This is a genomic window from Kitasatospora sp. NPDC058444 (genome assembly GCF_042721415.1).
Classification (GTDB): Bacteria; Actinomycetota; Actinomycetes; order Streptomycetales; family Streptomycetaceae; genus Kitasatospora.
Genome location: NZ_JBHXLL010000007.1, coordinates 143,721 through 160,643 on the forward strand (window position 1 = coordinate 143,721; position 16,923 = coordinate 160,643).

Here is a 16,923-nt window from a genome sequence, read left to right on the forward strand (position 1 = left end):
CGGGTGGCTGCGCCGCGCCGCGGGGCCGGGTGGCCGTGCGGGGTGCCGCGAACGCGACCGGGCCCGGCCCGTCCGAACCGCGTGTGCGGTACGGACGGGCCGGGCCCGGGGGAGTGGTGGTGCGGGGGCCGGCCGGAGGTCGGCGGCTGGGTCAGCGGGCGGGCGAGGCGGCGTCCACGGCCTCGACCGCCTCGACCAGCGAGGCCAGCTCGGGGTTGCGGGCGGCCTCGTCGAGCGCCTCGCGCAGCGCGGCGTCGTTGGTCGGCCGGGCCTCCTCCAGGAGCCTGAGGCCGTCCTCGCTCACGTTGGTGTAGATGCCGCGGCGGTCGGTCGGACAGAGGTAGCGCGACAGCAGGCCGCGGTCCTCCAGTCGGGTGACCAGGCGGGTGGTGGCGCTCTGGCTGAGCACGACCGCGTCGGCGACCTGCTTCATCTGCAGGTGTCCGCCGACGTCGTCGTGCTGGCGGCTGAGCACGTCGAGCAGCGAGTACTCGCGCACGCTCAGGTCGTGCTTGGCCTGCAGGGCGCGTTCGATGTGGGACTCGATCCTGCCGTGCAGGAGGGACAGGGCGTTCCAGCCGCTGGCGAGGGCGGTGAGCGCGGGGTCCGTGGCGGTCATGGGGCCCGGTCTCCTTCCGTGGGTGGCTGGGTCCAGGATAAGCCATGAGCTGAAATATCGGCTAGAGCATGTATTGGGCTTGTGCAACTATTTCAAGTGGTTCAGACCACTGGTGCCACAAATGGTTCAGACCATTGACGCGAAGGGAAGGCAGATCCTACGGTGTCGGGCAACCAGTCTGGCGCGGGCATGCCATGTCTCGGGCAGGCCGCCGTGCGCACCCCCACGCGCACGCGCACGCCCCGCGCCGGGCGCACACTCCATCCACCCCCACGGAGGAGCACCATGCGCAAGCGCCACCTGATCGCCGCCGCCGCGGCCGCGATCGCCCTGCCGATCGCGGCGGCCCTGCCGGCCCAGTCGCACGGCTTCATCAACCTGCCGCCGAGCCGTTCCGCGCTCTGCGGCGCCAACGCCGTCCCGTGGGACTGCGGCGACATCCAGTGGGAGCCGCAGAGCGTCGAGGGCCCCAAGGGCTTCCCGAGCCGCGGCCCGGCGGACGGCACCATCTGCGCCGGCGGGGACGCCCGCTGGGCCCCGCTGGACAACCCCCGGGGCGGCGCCTGGCCCACCACCAAGGTGACGGCGGGCCAGCAGCTCACCTTCACCTGGGAGATCGAGGCCCGGCACTCCACCACGAACTTCAAGTACTACCTGACCAAGCCCGGCTACAACGCGAGCCAGCCGATCACCCGGGCCGCCCTGGACCTGACCCCGTTCCTGACCGTCCCCTACAACGGCCGCCAGCCCGCCGCCACCACCACCCACACCGGGACCCTGCCCACCGGCCGCACCGGCCACCAGGTGATCGTCGCCGTCTGGGAGGTCGCCGACACCGGCAACGCCTTCTACTCCTGCACCGACGTGCAGTTCTGACCGCCGCGCCCCGCAGGCGCCGCCGCCCGACCCCGGGCGGCGCCTGCGGGGCGCCCGCCCGTACCGCGCCCGCCCGTACCGCGGACCCGTACGCGGACCCCGGATCCGACCCCGCCCGGGCCGTGCTCGCGCGCCACAGAAGCCGCAAATAGGTACATTGACGACATTTGGCAGCAGTGCCAGGCTTCGCGCGTCCACGAGAAGGCCGACCGCCTTCGGAAAGGGTCCCCATGCGCCCCGACCTCAGCCCCGCCGTCCTCGCCGAGCTGCGCCGGCCACGGCCCTATCCGGCGGTGTCGATCCTGATGCCCACCCACCGCCGGGAGCCGGACAACACCCAGGACCCGGTCCGGCTGCGCAACCTGCTGGCCGAGGCCAAGGAGCGCGTCCAGGCCGACCCCGAGGTCTCCCGCGCCGACCGGATCGACGTGCTGGAACAGCTCGACCGGGCCCTTGCCGAGGTCGACCTGGTGCACGCCGAGGACGGCCTGGCGATCTTCGCCGCGCCCGGCGAGCACCAGGTCTGGTCACTCGGGCGCACCGCCCCCGCCCGGGTGGTCCTCTCCGACACCTACCTGACCCGCAACCTGGTCGCCTCGCACGCCGCCGAGCGCCCGCACTGGGTGCTCGCCGTCGCCGCCGACAAGGTGGTGCTCTGGGACGGCACCGAGGAGAAGGCCACCGAGGACAAGGGCCGCGGCTTCCCGCTGGTGCGCGTCTTCGACAACCCCGACCCCGAGCGGCAGGAGCAGATCGGCGACACGCCCAGCACCTTCCGCGACGAGGCCACCAAGACCTTCCTGCGCCAGGCCGACACCCTGGTCGGCAAGCTGCTGGCCGCCGCCCCCCGCCCGCTGTACGTGGTCGGCGAGGCCGCCGCGCTGGCTCTGCTGGACGCCGTCGGTCCGATCGCCAAGGAGGCCGCCGCGCAGCTCCCGCACGGCGGCCTGGCCCAGGCCGACGCCGAGACGGTCCGCAAGGTGGTCGAACCCGCCGTACGCGCCCACGCGGAGCAGGAGGTCGCCGAGCACCTCGCCCAGCTCGACAAGGCCCGCGGCGCCCAGCAGTTCGCGGCCGGCCTGGACGAGGTCTGGCAGACCGTCGGCGAGGGCCGGATCGCCCGCCTGGTGGTCGAGGAGAACTACCGCGCCACCGTGCGCGACGACGGCGGGCACCTCGTCCCCGCCGAGGCCGACCAGAGCGGCGCCCGCGAGGACATCGTCGACGAGGTCATCGAGCGCACCCTGGACACCGGCGGCCAGGTCGGCTTCGTCCCCGACGGCACCCTCGCCGACAGCGACCGCATCGCCGCCGTCCTGCGCTACTGACCCGCCCTCGACCCCGGCCGCCCGTCCGGCCACCCCCGTGGCCCCGTACCGTCCCCGGCGGTACGGGGCCGCGGCGCGTCCGGGCGGGCACCGGCCGCAAAGCGCGGGGCCGCGCCCACGCGGGGCGTGGGCGCGGCCGGGGGAGTGCGGTCGGTGCGGGGATCAGCGGGTGCGGCGGGAGCGGATCAGCAGCAGCGCGCCCGCGGCGACGGCGCCGAGCGCGGCCAGGCCGACGATGGGCAGCAGCCGGGCCGCGTTGCTGCCGGTCTCGGGCAGCTGGCCGCCGTGGCCGGGCGGGGGCTCGTGGCTCGGGCTGTGGCTCGGGTGCGGCGAGGGGCTCGGGCTGTGGCTCGGGCTGGGCGAGGACGTCGGGCTGGGCGAGGAGGTCGGGCTCGGGCTGGGCGAGGACGTCGGGCTCGGGCTGGGGCTCGGGACGGTGACCGGGACCTCGGCGCGGCAGCGGGCGTCGGGTGAGTCCGGCGGGCAGTTGTTCGGGTAGGTGGAGGAGGAGACGGTGTTGCGCAGGACCGCGTCGGCGGCCAGCGGGGAGCGCACGGTGACGGAGTAGCCGATGGTCGCGGTGGCCCCGACGGGCAGGTCACCGGTCCAGGTCAGCGCGGTGCCCGCGAACTGGACCTGACCGTGGTCCGCGGTGGCGTCGTTGTTGTACGCCGCGGAGTTCAGCACGCCCGACAGGTCGTCGGTGAACGTCACCCCGGGGGCGTCGGTCTGGCTGGTGTTGGTGGCCTGGATCCGGTAGCGGACGGTGTCGCCGGGCTTGGCGGTGGTGGGGTCGGCCGTCTTCACGATGGTGTAGCCGGGCACGGCGGCGACGGTGTTGCCGACGGTGTTGCTGGTGCGCTCCTGGGCGCGCTCGGTCTGGCTGCCCCGGAAGTGGAGCGTGGCCGTGTCGTCGAGGTGGGTGCCGACGGCGGTCGAGGCGTCGACGGTGACCTGGAAGGAGACGGTGGCCTCGGCGCCCGGCGCCAGGTCCGGGACCGCGCAGGTGACGGTCTGTCCACTGGCCTGGCAGGCCGGGTTGGAGGCCGGGACGAAGGTGGTGCCGGCCGGGATCGCGTCGGTCACGGTGACGCCGGTCGCGGTGTCGAGGTCGGTGCTGCTGCCGTCCTGGCGGCGGTTGGCCACCGTGAAGGAGTAGGTGATGGTCTCGCCGGGGCCGACCAGCCCGGGCGGGTTGCCGTCGGGGGTGCCGGGCGGGTTGTTGGCCTTGGTGATCCGCAGGTCGGGCTCCAGGGCGTCGACGGCCAGCCAGGCCGCCTGCGGCTCCAGAGCGTCGCCGGCGCCGCTGATCCGCACCAGCGCCTGGTGGCTGCCGGCCGGGATCTTGCCGGTCACGTCGATGATCCGGGCGTCGTAGCCGTAGTTGTTGACCGGGTCGGGGTCACGGGCGGTGATGTTGGTGCCGGTGCCGTCCGCCGCGACGTGGTCGATGCGGCTGGTGAACGCGTTCTCCGTGCCGACCCCGGTGGGGCCGGGCATCGGCAGCAGGGTCAGGTTGCTCTCCGAGGAGCCGACGGCCAGGGTGTCCCCGGCGATCGGCGCGTCGCCGTCGCCCACGGTGATCCCCATGGTGGCCCGCGGGGCCGTGGTGGCGGGGGTGCGGATGCCGCCGAGGACGAGCGTGGTTTCGGCGTTGGGGTCGCGCAGCAGCTGGTAGCCGTCCCAGACCTGGAGGTAGCGCAGCGGCTCGGCCGCGTCCTCGTACGCGACCACCAGCGACCAGCCGCCCCAGCAACCCACGTTGTTGCCGCCGAAGTTCTGCGCCGAGGAACGGCCGGCGCACGCCTGGATGTCGGCCACCGTGTAGCTGCCGGGACCGGCCGCCCGGACCTCCGCGGTGACGTCCTTGACCGCCCCGGCGGCCAGCAGCGGCTCCGGCGGGTTCCCGCCGACCATCTGGTCGAACCAGTCGTAGGTGTCCGCGGTCACCTGCTGGTAGCCGCTCGCGCCCGGGACCTTCCAGGAGACCCGGTTGCCCAGGTTGATGTCACCGGAGGTGCCGCCCGCGGTACTGGTGTTGGTCGGGTTGAACTGCCAGTACAGCCGGGCCGACAGGACGCTCGCCCCGGCCGGCAGCAGCAGCTGGGCGGAGGAGGCGTTGGGGCCCGGCGCGTTCGGGTCGACCTTGACGAACTTGGTGCGGCCGTTGTTCGAGCCCTCGGTGTCCGAACAGACCGTGCCGTCGCTGTCGTCGCAGGTCAGCACCGAGTTGGAGGCCATCGTGAGGTTGCCGTGCGCCAACAGGTCGACCACCGGGTCCGGGCCGATCGGGCGCTGCGTCCCGGCACCGCGCGGCTTCGGCTGCGCCGCCTCGGCGTGCCCGGCGTGCGGTGCCCCCGCCGGCAGCGGTGGGGCCAGGGCGGCGGCGCCCGCGCCGAGCACCACCGCGAGCAGCGCGGACAGGACGTGCGGTGGGCGCGGACGCATTCGTCGGACAGGTGACACGGGAACCTCGCTGTCGGGAGGCGACACGAACAGCAGAACCTCGTACCTGCGCGGACGGGCGCCGAAGCCTGATGGACGGGATCTTCACCCGCCCGGACCAGCACCGGTTGACGGACCGGCCGTCAGGGTCCCGTGACGGACCGCCGACGGACCTCGTGACGGACCGGCCGAAGGGCCGTCCGACGGCCCGGCCGACGGCCCGTCCGAGGCGCGGGAACAGCGGGTACCCAGGATTCGGCGCGCGATTGGGTAGCGGTACGCATTGTTCCCGCCCCCCTGCGGCCGGTTTCCTGGAGCCCGCCCCACACCGACGGCCCTCACCCCCCTCGGAGGTCGCCCATGACCCGCCGCGAACGTCTCCGGCTCTACGCCGACACGCACTTCACCGCCCCCGACCCCGGGCTGGTCCTGCCCGCCCGCCGCAGCGGCCTGCGCCGGCCCGGCCTGGCCCGGCTGGCCCGCCTCTCCCGGCTCGTCGAACGCGCCGGCCACCACCAGCACGGCTGACCCCGGACCGGGTCCCGCCTTCTTGAGGGAGCGGGCGGGACCCCTCTTCTTCCCCCGGCGGCCTCAGGCGCCGGCGTCGTCCGCGGCGGCCAGCGCCTCGCCCAGCCCCGCCCGGCCCACCCCGAGCTTGCGCAGCGCACTCGCCACATGGTGCTCGACCGTACGGGTCGACAGGAACAGCGCCCGGGCGATGTCCTGGTTCGCCGCCCCCTGCGCGGCCAGCGCCGCGACCTGACGCTCCCGCGGGGACAACCGCTCCCCGTAGCCGCGCCGACCCGGCGAGGCCGCCCGGCCCAGGCCCAGCTCGCGGCGCAGCCGCTGGCAGCGGGCCGCGTCCGAGGCCGCGCCCAGCGCCAGATAGGCCCGCTCGGCGGCCGCGATCCGCTCCCCGGCCGCCGCCCGCTCGACCCCGGCCGCCCGCTCGCCCGCCGCCGACACCACGCCGGCCCGCTCCTCGGCCCGCGCCACCTCGTACGGGCGGCCGATCCGCTGCCACAGCTCACCGGAGCGCACGAACTGCCCGCACGCCCCCGCCGGATCCCCGTCCGCCAGCAGCAGACCGCGGGCGAAGGCCAGCGCCGCCGCGGCCGCCGGCGCGTCCCGCCCCTCCAGCCGCGCCCGCGCCTGCTCGACCAGCTCCGCCGCACCCGCCCGATCGCCCTCCGCCAGCAGCACCTCCACCGCCACCGGCAGCAGCTCCGCCGCCCGCGGCCAGGCCCCCGCCCGGCGCAGCGCCTCCAGCGCCGGCCCGAGCGTGGCCGCCGCCCGCGCGACGTCCCCCTCCGCCAGCTGCAACGCCGCCAGCCCCGCCGCCGCCCGCAGCGCCCCGGTCACCTGCGACTCCCGCTCCCCGTACGGGCCCGCCTCCGCGAAATGGGCGTGCGCCACCGCGAGTCGACCGCGCGCGGCCGCCAGCCGGCCCAGCAGCAGGGCCTGCTCGACCCCGGCCATCGCGAGGTCGGGGAACTCCGCGCCCAGCGCCGCCAGCCGCTCCTCCAGCCCCTCCCACTGCCCGGCCAGGCCGTCCAGCCGCACCAGCGCGATCCGGCTGTAGCACTCCAGATAGGGGATCGCCGCCTGCCGGGCCAGGCGCCGGCTCTCCTCCAACAGTTGCGCCGCCCGCCGGTCGTGGCCCAGCTCGACGGCGAGCTCACCCGCGTTGTACAGCGCGCGGGTGGTCTGCCGGACGATCTCCGGCCACCGCGAGCTGCGCGGCAGCTCCTCCAGCCGCTCCCACACCGAAGGGTCGCCCTCGCGCGCCAGGAAGGTCAGCCGGGTGGCCCGCACCGCGGCCGCCACCTCCTCGTCCGGGCTCGCGGCGAGCGTCCGCTCGGCCCGCTCCAGCCACCGCCAGGCGCGCTCGCCGGCGCCGTCGCGCTCGTTCATCGCCAGCGCCACCATCGCCCGGGCCGCCCGGGACGGACGCTGCTCCAGCTCCTCCAGGGACTCCTCCATCCGGTCGAAACCGGCCCGGTCCCCGCCGTGAACGGCCATCAGGAAGCCCAGCGACAGCCGGATCTCGCCGCGGTCCGGCACCGGCAGCCGCGGGTCCGCGATGATCGCCGTCAGCGTCGCCGCACTGGCCACCGAGTCCACGCCGTCGGCGGCGATCCGCGCCAGCGCGAGCGCGGCCCGCCCGCGCCGGCGCGGATCGAGGTCGGGCTCGTCCAGCAGCCGGCGCAGCAGCGCGCCCGCACTGCCGCTGTCCCCGAGCGCGACCGCCTGCCCGGCCGCCGCCTCGGCCACCTCCTGCCAGGCCGCCCGGTCGCCCAGCGCCAGGGTGTGATGGGCGATCTGCACCAGCGGCCGCGGCTCGCGCGCGCCCAGCGCCGCCACCGCGCGCCGGTGCAGGGCGCTGCGCCGCGGCCCCGGCAGCCGACGGTAGGCCACCTGCTGCGCCAGGACGTGCCGGAACCCGTAGCGGGCCAGCGGCTTCTCGCTCAGCACCGCCGCGCGCAGCGCCTCGGTGAGGCCGTCCTCCGCGGCCTGCGGGCCGAGTCCGGCCACGGCGGCGAGCAGGTCCTCCCCGGCCGGCACGCCGAGCACCGCGGCCGCGGAGGCGATCGCGGCGGCGTCCGGGGACAGTGCGGCGAGCCGCTCGGTGACGGCGTCGCGCAGGCCGCGCGGCACCTCGGACTGCTCCAGGTCGGCGGCCAGGTCCGCGGCGTTGGTCAGCTCGTCGGCGCCGCGCCGCTCGCCCAGGGTGATCAGGTCCTCCTCGGCGACCAGCGGCAGGCCCTCGCTGCGGTCGAACAGCACCCGGGTGAGGGCGGCGGTGGCACGCGGGCCGAGCGCGGCCCGCGCCAGCTCGTGGACCTCGGCCTCGGCGAGCGGGGCCAGCCGCACCAGCGCGCCGCCCACCCCGGCCGGGCGCCGGTAGGCGGCGCCCAGGGCGGGGGTGTCGGGCGGCAGGTCCTCGGCCCGGTAGGTGAGCACCAGGGCCAGGCCCGGCGGCACGTCCCGGGCCAGCAGCAGGAGCAGCTCGCGGGTCGCGTCGTCCACCCAGTGCAGGTCCTCGACGACCAGCACCGTCTCGCCGAGCGCGCCGAGCAGGGCGCGCACCGCCTGGACGAGCAGCCGCAGCCCGGGCGGCCCCTCGCCGGCGGCCGCGGGCAGCGGCGGCAGCCGGTCGGCGAGGTCGGGCAGCAGTGGGCGCAGCGCCCCGGCGCTGGCGGGGATGCGGTCGGCGGGCGGCAGGAACGGGCCGACCCCGCGCAGCGCGTCCACCACCGGGCCGAAGGCCAGCGGCTCGCGCAGGGGGTGGCAGAAGCCGGTCAGCACCAGGCGGCCCTCGGCGGCGGCGCGGGCCGAGGCCTCGGCCACCAGGCGGGACTTGCCCAGGCCCGCCTCGCCCTCGACCAGCACGACGGCGGGCGGGCTGAGCATCGCCCGGGTCAGGCGGTCCAGTTCGGGGTGGCGCCCGACGAACGCGAAACCGGCGCCGGGCACGCCCTGCTCGACGGGCCGGCTCACGGCCGCCCGGCCGGTTCGGGTGCGCGGCGCTCGCCGGGGAGGGTTGCGAAGGCCATGGGCCCATCATGCCGTGACGGCCTCCGGCCGTGACCGCCGGGGCGCCGTCGCGGTACGGGCGGTGCGGGGGTGTGCGGACGGTGTTCAGGTGCTGTGTTCAGGCAGTGTGTCCGGACGCCGGGTTCAGGCGGTGTGTCCGGGCGCCGGGTTCAGGCGGTGTGTCCGGGCGCCGGGTTCAGGCGGTGAGGGCGTGGAGCGGCAGGGCGCCCCGGCCGGTGAGTTCGAGGACCGTGCAGCCCAGCGCCTCCAGCCTGCGCACGGTGGCCCGCGCGCTGCGGTCGTCGAGGGAGAAGACGAACGGCCCGGGCACCAGCACCACGTTCACCCAGCCCTGCCCGGCCCGCTCCAGCAGCCGCTCCAGGGCGGGGCGCCGGTCGCCGGAGCGCACCCCGTCGTCCAGGAAGGCGGCGGGCACCGGCAGTCCGCGCTGCCGGGCCAGGCGCTCCAGGACCGCGCGCTGGTACTCCAGGCCCGCCGCGTCGGCGGGGTAGCAGCGCAGGTACAGCGCGGGCCGGGCCGGGCGGGGCGGGCGGGGCGACCGGAGGGGGCGGTCGGACATGGCGTTCACCTGCTCTGTCGGCGGGGCGACGGGAGTGGGGAGCCCGTCCACTCCAGCAGGCCCCGGTGAACAGTGCGGGATCAATAGCGGTCGCCACCCAATCGCCCGGCCGCCGGGCAGACGGCGCCGCGCCTCACCAGTCCCGGGCGGCACCCGCGTCGCGGGTGTCGCGGGTGTCGCGCCCCTCGCCCGGGCAGGGCGAGGGGCGCGGGGCGGATCCCGCGGCTTCGGTGGGGCGAAGCCGCGGGACGTCGGTCACCGGGCGGCGGCGGCCGGCCGGTCGGCCGTTACGCGGAGGCCGTCCAGCGCTGCTCGGAGCCGCCGGTGCAGGGCCACTGGACGACCGGGGCGCCCGGTGTCGTGCTCGAACCGCCGACCGCGGCGCACATGTTGCTCACCCGGTTCCTGATCTGGGCGAAGCCCGTGTCCGGGTTCGAGCCGAAGTACCAGGTCTGCTCCGGCCCGCTGTCGCAGCCGTACTGGATCAGCTGGACGCCGGCGTTCTGCGAACTCGCCGGATCGGCCAGGCACTTGCCGCTGTTCTTGTTCCGGATCTCGTAGCCGCCGCCGGTGTTGGGGAGGGGGTAGAGGCCCCAGTACTGCTCGGCGCCGCCGTAACAGGACCACTGGATGACCCCGGCCCCGCCCGCCGTGCTCCCGCCCCCGACCGACAGGCAGTGCTGGCTGTTGAGGTTCCAGAGCTCCACGATCTCCCCGTCCCTGACCGAGGGGGAGGAGATCGCGCCGCGCTGCCCCGTCGCGGTCGGCGCCGCCGCCGAGGCCGGCGCCACCCCCGCCGCGAGCGCGATCGCGGCGAGCCCCGTGGCCCCCGCGCCGAGCTTCGTCAGGGTGCGTGTCGCCTTGCGGCCGGTGAGTCGCATGTGGTGTTCCCTTCGTGTCGGGACGTAGCCCGGCGGGCTGGGGCTGTGCGGTGAATCCAGCAAACGCCACGCCGGTTGACCGGTCGAATGATTCGATTTCTTTCGAATGGGCCGGCGAAGGGGGAACGCTCGTGATCCGGATCCGCCTGGGCGCCCGGGGGCTGGGAGGCGTCAGGTTCGCGGTCTCGCCGGTGGGCTCCGCGAAGGACCTGCTCCGCCTCGTCGGCTACAGCCCGGGCACGCTGACCCCGTCGTGGCGGACCAGGGCCACCGACGTGCTGTCCCGGCACCGGCTCGGGCTGCTGGCCGTGGTCGGCGGAGGCGGCCCCCTCGGCTACGCCCCGGACTTTCTGCGGCCGGAGCCCCCGGCCTTCCTGACCGACATCGACACGGCGCTGCACCAGATCGCGACGACTCCGCGGGAGCGGATCCGCTACGAGTTGGGTGCCGCCGTCAACGGCCACTCCTGGGACCCGGGCGGCCACCCGCCGCCGCCCCAGCTCCTGCGGGCCCTCGACCGCGGCGAGGACCACTTCGCGCGCCGTCTCGCCGACGAGATGGCGCGGTTCTGGAGTGAGGCCTTGGAGCCGTCGTGGCCGGCCATCCGGGCCCGACTGGAGGCCGACGTCGGCGCCCGGGCCGCCGAGATCGCCCGGTGCGGGCTCGCCGAGGTCCTCAACCGGCTGGCCCCGAACCTGGAGTGGCGCGACGGCGAGCTGCTCGTCCACCTCCGCCCGGGGAACGCCCACCGGCTGACGCTGAACGCGGACGCGGTGATCCTGACGCCGAGCGTCTTCGTCGACTGGGCGCTCTTCTGCGCGGGTGAGCCGCCCGGTGCGCCGGCCCCGCGTCTGCCGCTGGTCGTCTACCCCGCCGCGCAGGTCGACTGCCTTCCGCCGGAGCGGGACCATCCGCTGATCGGCGCGACGCGGCTGAGGCTCCTGGCGGAGCTGAGCCAGCCGCGCTCCACGACGGAGCTCGCCCGGCGGCTCTACCTGAGCCCGGCCACCGTCTCCTACCACCTCCAACTCCTGCACCGCGCCGGACTCGTGACCCGCACCCGTCGGTCCCGGCAGGTCCTCTACCAGCGGCTCGGCGCAGCGGCGCCCGGTCCCCGTTGAACGCCGCGTACGGTCGCGCCCCCGCCCGGACAGTGCTCCTGACGTCAGCAGGCACATGGGCATGTCCTTTCGGCCAACGTCGGGCGAGCGGACTTTGCCGGTCAGGACAAACCCTCCGGGCGGTAGCGGCTGAGAGTCTGGGGCGCATGGCCATCTCAACACCCTTGTCCGAGGTCGTGGGCGCGGCGGTACGCCCGGGAGACCCGGGACTGTCCGTCGGGATCTACACCGACGGGAAGCTGATCCACCACGCGTCGGCGGGGCTGGCGAGCGTGGAGTTCGAGGCGCCGGTCGACACCCGCACACGGTTCGACATCGCCTCCATGAGCAAGCAGTTCACCGCCGCGGCGGCGTTGCTGCTGTGCCGGGACGGGCGGCTGTCGCTGGACGACGACATCCGCACGCACCTGCCCGAGCTGAAGCTGGCGGTGCCGGTGACCGTCGGTCAGTGTCTGCGGCACACGGGCGGCCTGCGGGACTGGCTGGCCCTGACGACGATCGCCGGCCGCCCGCTGACGAGGATCACCCAGGACCAGACGCTGGCCTTCGTGGCAGGGATGACCGAGGTCGACTTCGAACCGGGGACCGCGTTCTCCTACTCCAACACGGGGTACGTCCTGGTCGCCTCGCTCGTGCGGCGGCTCACCGGCCGCACCCTGGGGGAGTTCACCACGGACCGGATGTTCACACCGCTGGGCATGAACGAGACCGTGTTCCGCGAGGACAGCCGGGAGCCGTTGCCGCGGTTCGCCTACGGGTACGACGTCACCCGCGGTACCGTCCGGCGCGCCGACACCGAGGAGTCCGCGGTCGGCGACGGCGGCCTGGCCACCAGCGTCGCCGACCTGGCGCCGTGGTTCGGGTTCCTGCGGGACGGCCGGGTCCTGGGCGCCGACATCCGCGACGCACTGGTGCGGCAGACCGACTCCGGGGACGGGCAGGAGTGGCCGTACGCGCTGGGTCTCTACCACACGACGATCGCGGGCCACCCGGCGTTCGGCCACGCCGGCGGTGTCCCCGGGTACCGGTCCCAGCTGCTGTTCATGCCGGACGCCGGCCTCGGCGTGGCGCTGCTGAGCAACAACTCCTCGATCGACGCCGCGAAGCTGGCCACCCGGGTGCTCCGGCTGGCCGCCGGGCTGCCCGAGGACGATCCCGTCGCGCTGCTGGCGGACCCGGTGGCCGCCGGGCCCGCCGCCCGGCTGGCGGGGGACTGGCTGGATCCGCTCTCCGGCCTCACCCTCCGGATCGACGCCGTGGGCAACGGCCGGATCCGCATCCACGACGCGCCGTCCGCCGGCGAGTTCGCCCCGGCCGTCGACGGCAGCTGGCAGGGCCTGGAGGACAGCGCCGGCTTCTGGCTGCGGGTGTCGTCCGGCACGATCAGGATCGGATCGGTGTACCGCCCCGGCCGCGCCACGCAGTACCGGCGCTGTCCCCCCGCGGCGGCCGGTGCCGCACTGCCACCGGCCGTCTACCGCAGTCCGGAACTCGGCGTCCTGGCGACGGTCACCCGGGACGGCACGCTCGAACTCGGCCTGGAGTTCGTCGGGACGATCGAACCGGCACCGGACGGCGCGTTCCGCGCGGGCGGCCTGATGAGCCTGCGCCCCAGCGGCGACGACCTCCTGATCAGCACGCCCGGCGTCCACCGGATGCGCTTCGTCCGACAGCCCGACGGCTACGTGCGGGACGCCGGCACGGTGGATCCGTCCGAGGCGATCCGGCGATCGGAGCGGCGATGACAGCCCCCGCCGGGATCACCCTCGGGGTCGTGCTCGACAGCCTGGGAACCGGCCTCCTGCGGCCGCTCGCACTGCCGCACGGCCGGGCGGTCGCCGTCGGGGCGCCCACGATCCATGACACCGACGCCCCCGGGACAGCGCTGACCGACGCGATCGTCCTGGTACCCGGCCGACTGACCGCCGACGTCCTGGAGTGGGCGGCCGAGCACCACGCCAAGGCGGTGGTCATGCGCGCCGGCACCACGGACACGGCAGCGCTGACACAGGCGGCCGAACGGACCGGAGTGGCGCTCCTGGAGCGCGGCGCCGAGATCTCCTGGGGGCAGCTCTACACCCTGATCGACGCGCTGCGGGCGATCACGAGCCCGGTGTTCGAGCCGAACAGGCACCGGTCCACCGACCTGTTCGCCCTCGCCAACGACATCGCCGTGCGCGCCGGCGGCGCGGTGGCGATCGAGGACCTGTCCATGCGCGTGCTGGCCTACTCCACGGTCCCGGGCCAACTGGTCGACGACCCGCGCCGTGACGGCATCCTCGGCCGCCGGGTGCCGGACCACCCGACCCACGCCGAGGAGTACGCCGCCGTCCTGCGCTCCGACACCGCGGTCTGGAGCCACGAGCCGAAGGAGTACCGGCCGCGCCTCGCCATCGCCATCCGGGACGGTGGCGAGGCGCTGGGCACCATCTGGGCGCTCCAGGGCGACGAGCCCCTGACGGAGGAGGCGGCGGACGTCCTCGCCGAGGGCGCGCGGCTGGCCGCGCCCCACCTGGCCCGGGTCAGCCTCGCGGCGGACGCCGAGCGCCGGCAACGAACCGAGCGCCTGGGCTGGTTGCTCCGCGGCCGGGGAGCGACCCGGGAGCTCGCCGACTCCTTCGGGATACGCTCCGACGCCCCGGCGACCGTGCTGGCGATCGGCCGCTCCGGCGACCCGGCCGGCCACGCGCGAGGCGTCTCGCCGGACTCCGCCGCCGAATACGTCGGCGACCTGCTGCGGATGGGGCTCTGCGCCTACCGGCTGGGAGCCGCCGCCGGAGCACTGGACGGCCAGGCCGTGGCGGTGGTCGACACGGCGTCCGACGCGCCCGTGCTCCAGCTGATCATCGCGACCGTGCTGGCCCGGGCGGGGGACACCCTGGGCGGCGGCTGGCGGGCGGGGATCAGCCGCACCCTCCCCGGCCTCGCCGACGCCGCGACCGGGCTGAGCCAGGCCAGGCAGGCGCTCGAAGTGGTGTGCGGACCGTTCGGCAGGACGGAGATCGGACGGCACGACGAACTGGCCGCCCCGATCTTCCTGCGGGACGTCCACGAGGCGCTCCGGTACCGTCCGGCCCTGCACGGGGAGCCCCTGTCGACGGTGCTCGACCACGACGCCCGGCACGGAACGGAGTACGAGAAGACACTGCGCTGCTGGATCGCCGGGCACTACGACGTGCCACGGGTCGCCGAGGCCATGACGCTGCACCCCAACACGTTGCGGCACCGGCTGCGCCGGCTCGCCGAGCTGATCGACATCGACGATCCGGACCTGCGGTTGGCGCTGGCGCTGCAACTGCGGCTACGGCTGCCGGACATCGGCACAAAGGAGGCCAGGTGAACGTGGGCCCGGACGCCAATGCCCCGGGGCGGTCCGCCGAGCAGACTCGTCACATGGTCGAATCTCCTTCCGCCGGCGCGCAACGGCCGGACGTCCGCATCCGGTTGCTCCGGACCGTCCCCGAACTCCAGCAGGCCGACGCGGTGCTGCGCACCGTGTGGAACACCCCGGACACCGCCGAGCCACCGCTGGCCCTGGACGTGATGTGCGCGCTCGCCCACACCGGCGGCTACGTCGCGGCGGCGTACCTCGGGACGGCGATGGTCGGCGTGACCGCCGGGTTCCGCACCATCGGGGACAGCCTGCACTCGCACGTGGCCGGCGTGCTGCCGGCGATGCGCGGGCGCGGGATCGGCGCGGCGATGAAGTCGCACCAGCGGGAGTGGGCCGCCGAGGCGGGCCTGTCGTCGATCTCGTGGACGTACGATCCGCTGATCCGCCGCAACGCCCACTTCAATCTGCGGCGGCTCGGGGCGGTCGCGGAGGCGTACCTGCCCGACTTCTACGGGCCGTTGGCCGACGGCATCAACGACGGCGACGCCTCCGACCGGCTGTTCGTCAGCTGGCCGGTGCACGGGACGTCGCACGGGACGCCGTACGGGACGCCGCACGCACCGGCACCGCTGCCGGGCCTGGCCGCGGCGCAACCCGTGCTCGAAGCGGACGGCAACGGCGAGCCCGTACCGCGCGCCGCGACCGGCGGCGTACTGCGCTGTGCCACCCCCGTGGACGCGGAGTCCCTGCGGCGAACGGACCCGGCCGCCGCCCGGCGCTGGCGGTCCGCGATGCGCCAGGCGCTCGGCGGCGCCCTGGAGAACGGTTACCGGATCGACGGGTTCGACCGGTCCGGCTGGTACGTCCTGCGACGGAAGGAAACACCGCAATGAAGCTGCGACAGGTGGAGTTGCGCGAGGTGGCCCTGCCCCTGGTCGCGCCGTTCCGGACCGCACTGGGCACCCAGGAACACCGGAACTCGCTGCTGGTCAAGGTGACCACGGCCGACGGAGCCGTCGGCTGGGGCGAGTGCGTGGCCGACGACGATCCGACGTACAGCGCCGAGTACCTGGCCGGGGCCCGGGAAGTGGTACGCGAGTTCCTGCTGCCCCGGTTGTCCCGGGCCCCCGGGCTGACCGCGGCACTGGTGCCCGAGCTGCTCCGGCCGGTCAGAGGCCATCCGATGGCCAAGACGGCCGTCGAGATGGCGGTACTGGACGCCGAACTGCGCACCGCCGGCATCAGCCTCGCCCAGTACTTCGGGGCGACGCGCACCGAACTCGCGGTCGGCGTGTCGGTCGGCATCACGGACACCGTCGACGAGCTGATCAGCGCCGTCGACGGCTACCTCCGCGCGGGCTACGCCCGGATCAAGCTGAAGATCGAACCGGGCTGGGACATCGAGCCGCTGCGCGCGGTCCGGGAGACGTTCGGCCCGGACATCGCCCTCCAGGTCGACGCCAACACCGCCTACGGTCCGGCGGACCAGCCCCACCTGCGCCGGCTCGACGCCTACGGGCTGACGCTGATCGAGCAGCCGTTCGCCCCGGACGACCTGCTCTCGCACACCCGGCTGGCGGCCCGCATGGACACCCCGATCTGCCTGGACGAGTCGATCACCTCGGCCCGGGACGCGGCCACCGCCATCCGGCAGGAGGCGTGCTCGATCGTGAACATCAAGCCCGGCCGGGTCGGCGGCTACCTGGAAGCCCGCCGGATCCACGACCTGTGCCTGGCGAACGGCGTACCGGTGTGGTGCGGCGGCATGCTGGAGACCGGGCTGGGGCGGGCGGCCAACCTGGCACTGGCCGCGCTCCCGGGCTTCACCCTGCCCGGCGACATCTCGGCCTCGGCCCGCTACTACACCCGCGACATCACCGACCCCTTCGTCCTCCAGGACGGCCGTCTGACCGTCCCCACCGGCCCGGGGATCGGCATCGTCCCCGACCCCGACGCCCTGCAGGCCGCCACCACCTCCACGGAACTCCTCACCGTCTGACCGGTCGTAGGGCCTCGGGCACCGCCGTGCGGTGCCCGAGACCGGGGGGCTCCTCGGCAACCCCGCAGCCCGACCCGGGATCCACGGACGGGCCCGACCCGACAGCACAGCAGCCGGCCGAGGTCCGCTCCCGCGCCGCGGGCCACTCCTCGGGTCGCAGGCGGGGGCATCCCGCGCCGTGGGCCACCCCTTGGGTCGCAGCC

At 75.3% G+C, this 16,923-nt stretch carries 13 protein-coding genes; 8 read left to right on the plus strand and 5 right to left on the minus strand.

The window, feature by feature from the left end; translation table 11 throughout:
• Positions 1 to 151: 151 nt before the first annotated feature.
• On the minus strand, positions 152 to 619 hold the full coding sequence (locus tag ACFWP2_RS11105; RefSeq protein WP_380450075.1) for a MarR family winged helix-turn-helix transcriptional regulator: 468 nt from the start codon (positions 617 to 619) through the stop codon (positions 152 to 154).
• Between the two features lie 285 nt (positions 620 to 904).
• On the opposite strand from ACFWP2_RS11105, the gene ACFWP2_RS11110 reads away from it, so the two are divergent.
• Together ACFWP2_RS11110 and ACFWP2_RS11115 are read left to right on the plus strand one after the other, a co-directional pair.
• Positions 905 to 1,495 carry a lytic polysaccharide monooxygenase gene (locus tag ACFWP2_RS11110; RefSeq protein ID WP_380450076.1) on the plus strand — a complete coding sequence of 197 codons (591 nt, stop codon included), beginning with the start codon at positions 905 to 907 and terminating at the stop codon, positions 1,493 to 1,495.
• 230 nt (positions 1,496 to 1,725) lie between these two features.
• A complete protein-coding gene (locus ACFWP2_RS11115; RefSeq protein WP_380450077.1) occupies positions 1,726 to 2,823 on the plus strand; it encodes a chemotaxis protein in 1,098 nt (365 codons plus the stop codon).
• Between the two features lie 162 nt (positions 2,824 to 2,985).
• Here ACFWP2_RS11115 and ACFWP2_RS11120 read toward each other — a convergent pair whose 3' ends face one another.
• Positions 2,986 to 5,271 (minus strand): LPXTG cell wall anchor domain-containing protein, encoded by a 2,286-nt coding sequence (locus ACFWP2_RS11120; RefSeq protein ID WP_380450078.1) that lies wholly within the window; start codon positions 5,269 to 5,271, stop codon positions 2,986 to 2,988.
• Positions 5,272 to 5,628: 357 nt separating this feature from the next.
• On the opposite strand from ACFWP2_RS11120, the gene ACFWP2_RS11125 reads away from it, so the two are divergent.
• Positions 5,629 to 5,796 (plus strand): hypothetical protein, encoded by a 168-nt coding sequence (locus ACFWP2_RS11125; protein ID WP_380450079.1) that lies wholly within the window; start codon positions 5,629 to 5,631, stop codon positions 5,794 to 5,796.
• 63 nt (positions 5,797 to 5,859) lie between these two features.
• Here the strand turns inward: ACFWP2_RS11125 and ACFWP2_RS11130 are convergent, their stop codons facing one another.
• The 3 genes from ACFWP2_RS11130 to ACFWP2_RS11140 form a co-directional block, all read right to left on the minus strand.
• Positions 5,860 to 8,769 carry an ATP-binding protein gene (locus ACFWP2_RS11130; RefSeq protein ID WP_380450080.1) on the minus strand — a complete coding sequence of 970 codons (2,910 nt, stop codon included), beginning with the start codon at positions 8,767 to 8,769 and terminating at the stop codon, positions 5,860 to 5,862.
• Positions 8,770 to 9,001: 232 nt separating this feature from the next.
• A complete protein-coding gene (locus ACFWP2_RS11135) occupies positions 9,002 to 9,385 on the minus strand; it encodes a recombinase family protein (protein ID WP_380450081.1) in 384 nt (127 codons plus the stop codon).
• 287 nt (positions 9,386 to 9,672) lie between these two features.
• The gene (locus tag ACFWP2_RS11140; RefSeq protein ID WP_380450082.1) at positions 9,673 to 10,266 is read right to left on the minus strand and encodes an RICIN domain-containing protein; all 594 of its coding nucleotides are present in this window, start codon (positions 10,264 to 10,266) and stop codon (positions 9,673 to 9,675) included.
• Between the two features lie 131 nt (positions 10,267 to 10,397).
• Here ACFWP2_RS11140 and ACFWP2_RS11145 point away from each other — a divergent pair, with 131 nt between their 5' ends.
• From ACFWP2_RS11145 to menC, 5 genes are all read left to right on the plus strand, one after another.
• On the plus strand, positions 10,398 to 11,387 hold the full coding sequence (locus tag ACFWP2_RS11145) for an ArsR/SmtB family transcription factor (protein ID WP_380450083.1): 990 nt from the start codon (positions 10,398 to 10,400) through the stop codon (positions 11,385 to 11,387).
• Positions 11,388 to 11,533: 146 nt separating this feature from the next.
• Positions 11,534 to 13,132 carry a serine hydrolase domain-containing protein gene (locus tag ACFWP2_RS11150; RefSeq protein WP_380450084.1) on the plus strand — a complete coding sequence of 533 codons (1,599 nt, stop codon included), beginning with the start codon at positions 11,534 to 11,536 and terminating at the stop codon, positions 13,130 to 13,132.
• The gene (locus tag ACFWP2_RS11155) at positions 13,129 to 14,727 is read left to right on the plus strand and encodes a PucR family transcriptional regulator (protein WP_380450085.1); all 1,599 of its coding nucleotides are present in this window, start codon (positions 13,129 to 13,131) and stop codon (positions 14,725 to 14,727) included. Before ACFWP2_RS11150 ends, ACFWP2_RS11155 begins: the two co-directional genes overlap by 4 nt.
• Before the next feature lie 53 nt (positions 14,728 to 14,780).
• Complete coding sequence (locus ACFWP2_RS11160) at positions 14,781 to 15,614, plus strand: GNAT family N-acetyltransferase (RefSeq protein ID WP_380450086.1); 834 nt, start codon at positions 14,781 to 14,783, stop codon at positions 15,612 to 15,614.
• On the plus strand, positions 15,611 to 16,720 hold the full coding sequence (menC, locus tag ACFWP2_RS11165; RefSeq protein WP_380450087.1) for an o-succinylbenzoate synthase: 1,110 nt from the start codon (positions 15,611 to 15,613) through the stop codon (positions 16,718 to 16,720). The genes ACFWP2_RS11160 and menC overlap by 4 nt, the downstream gene beginning before the upstream one ends.
• Positions 16,721 to 16,923: the final 203 nt, after the last annotated feature.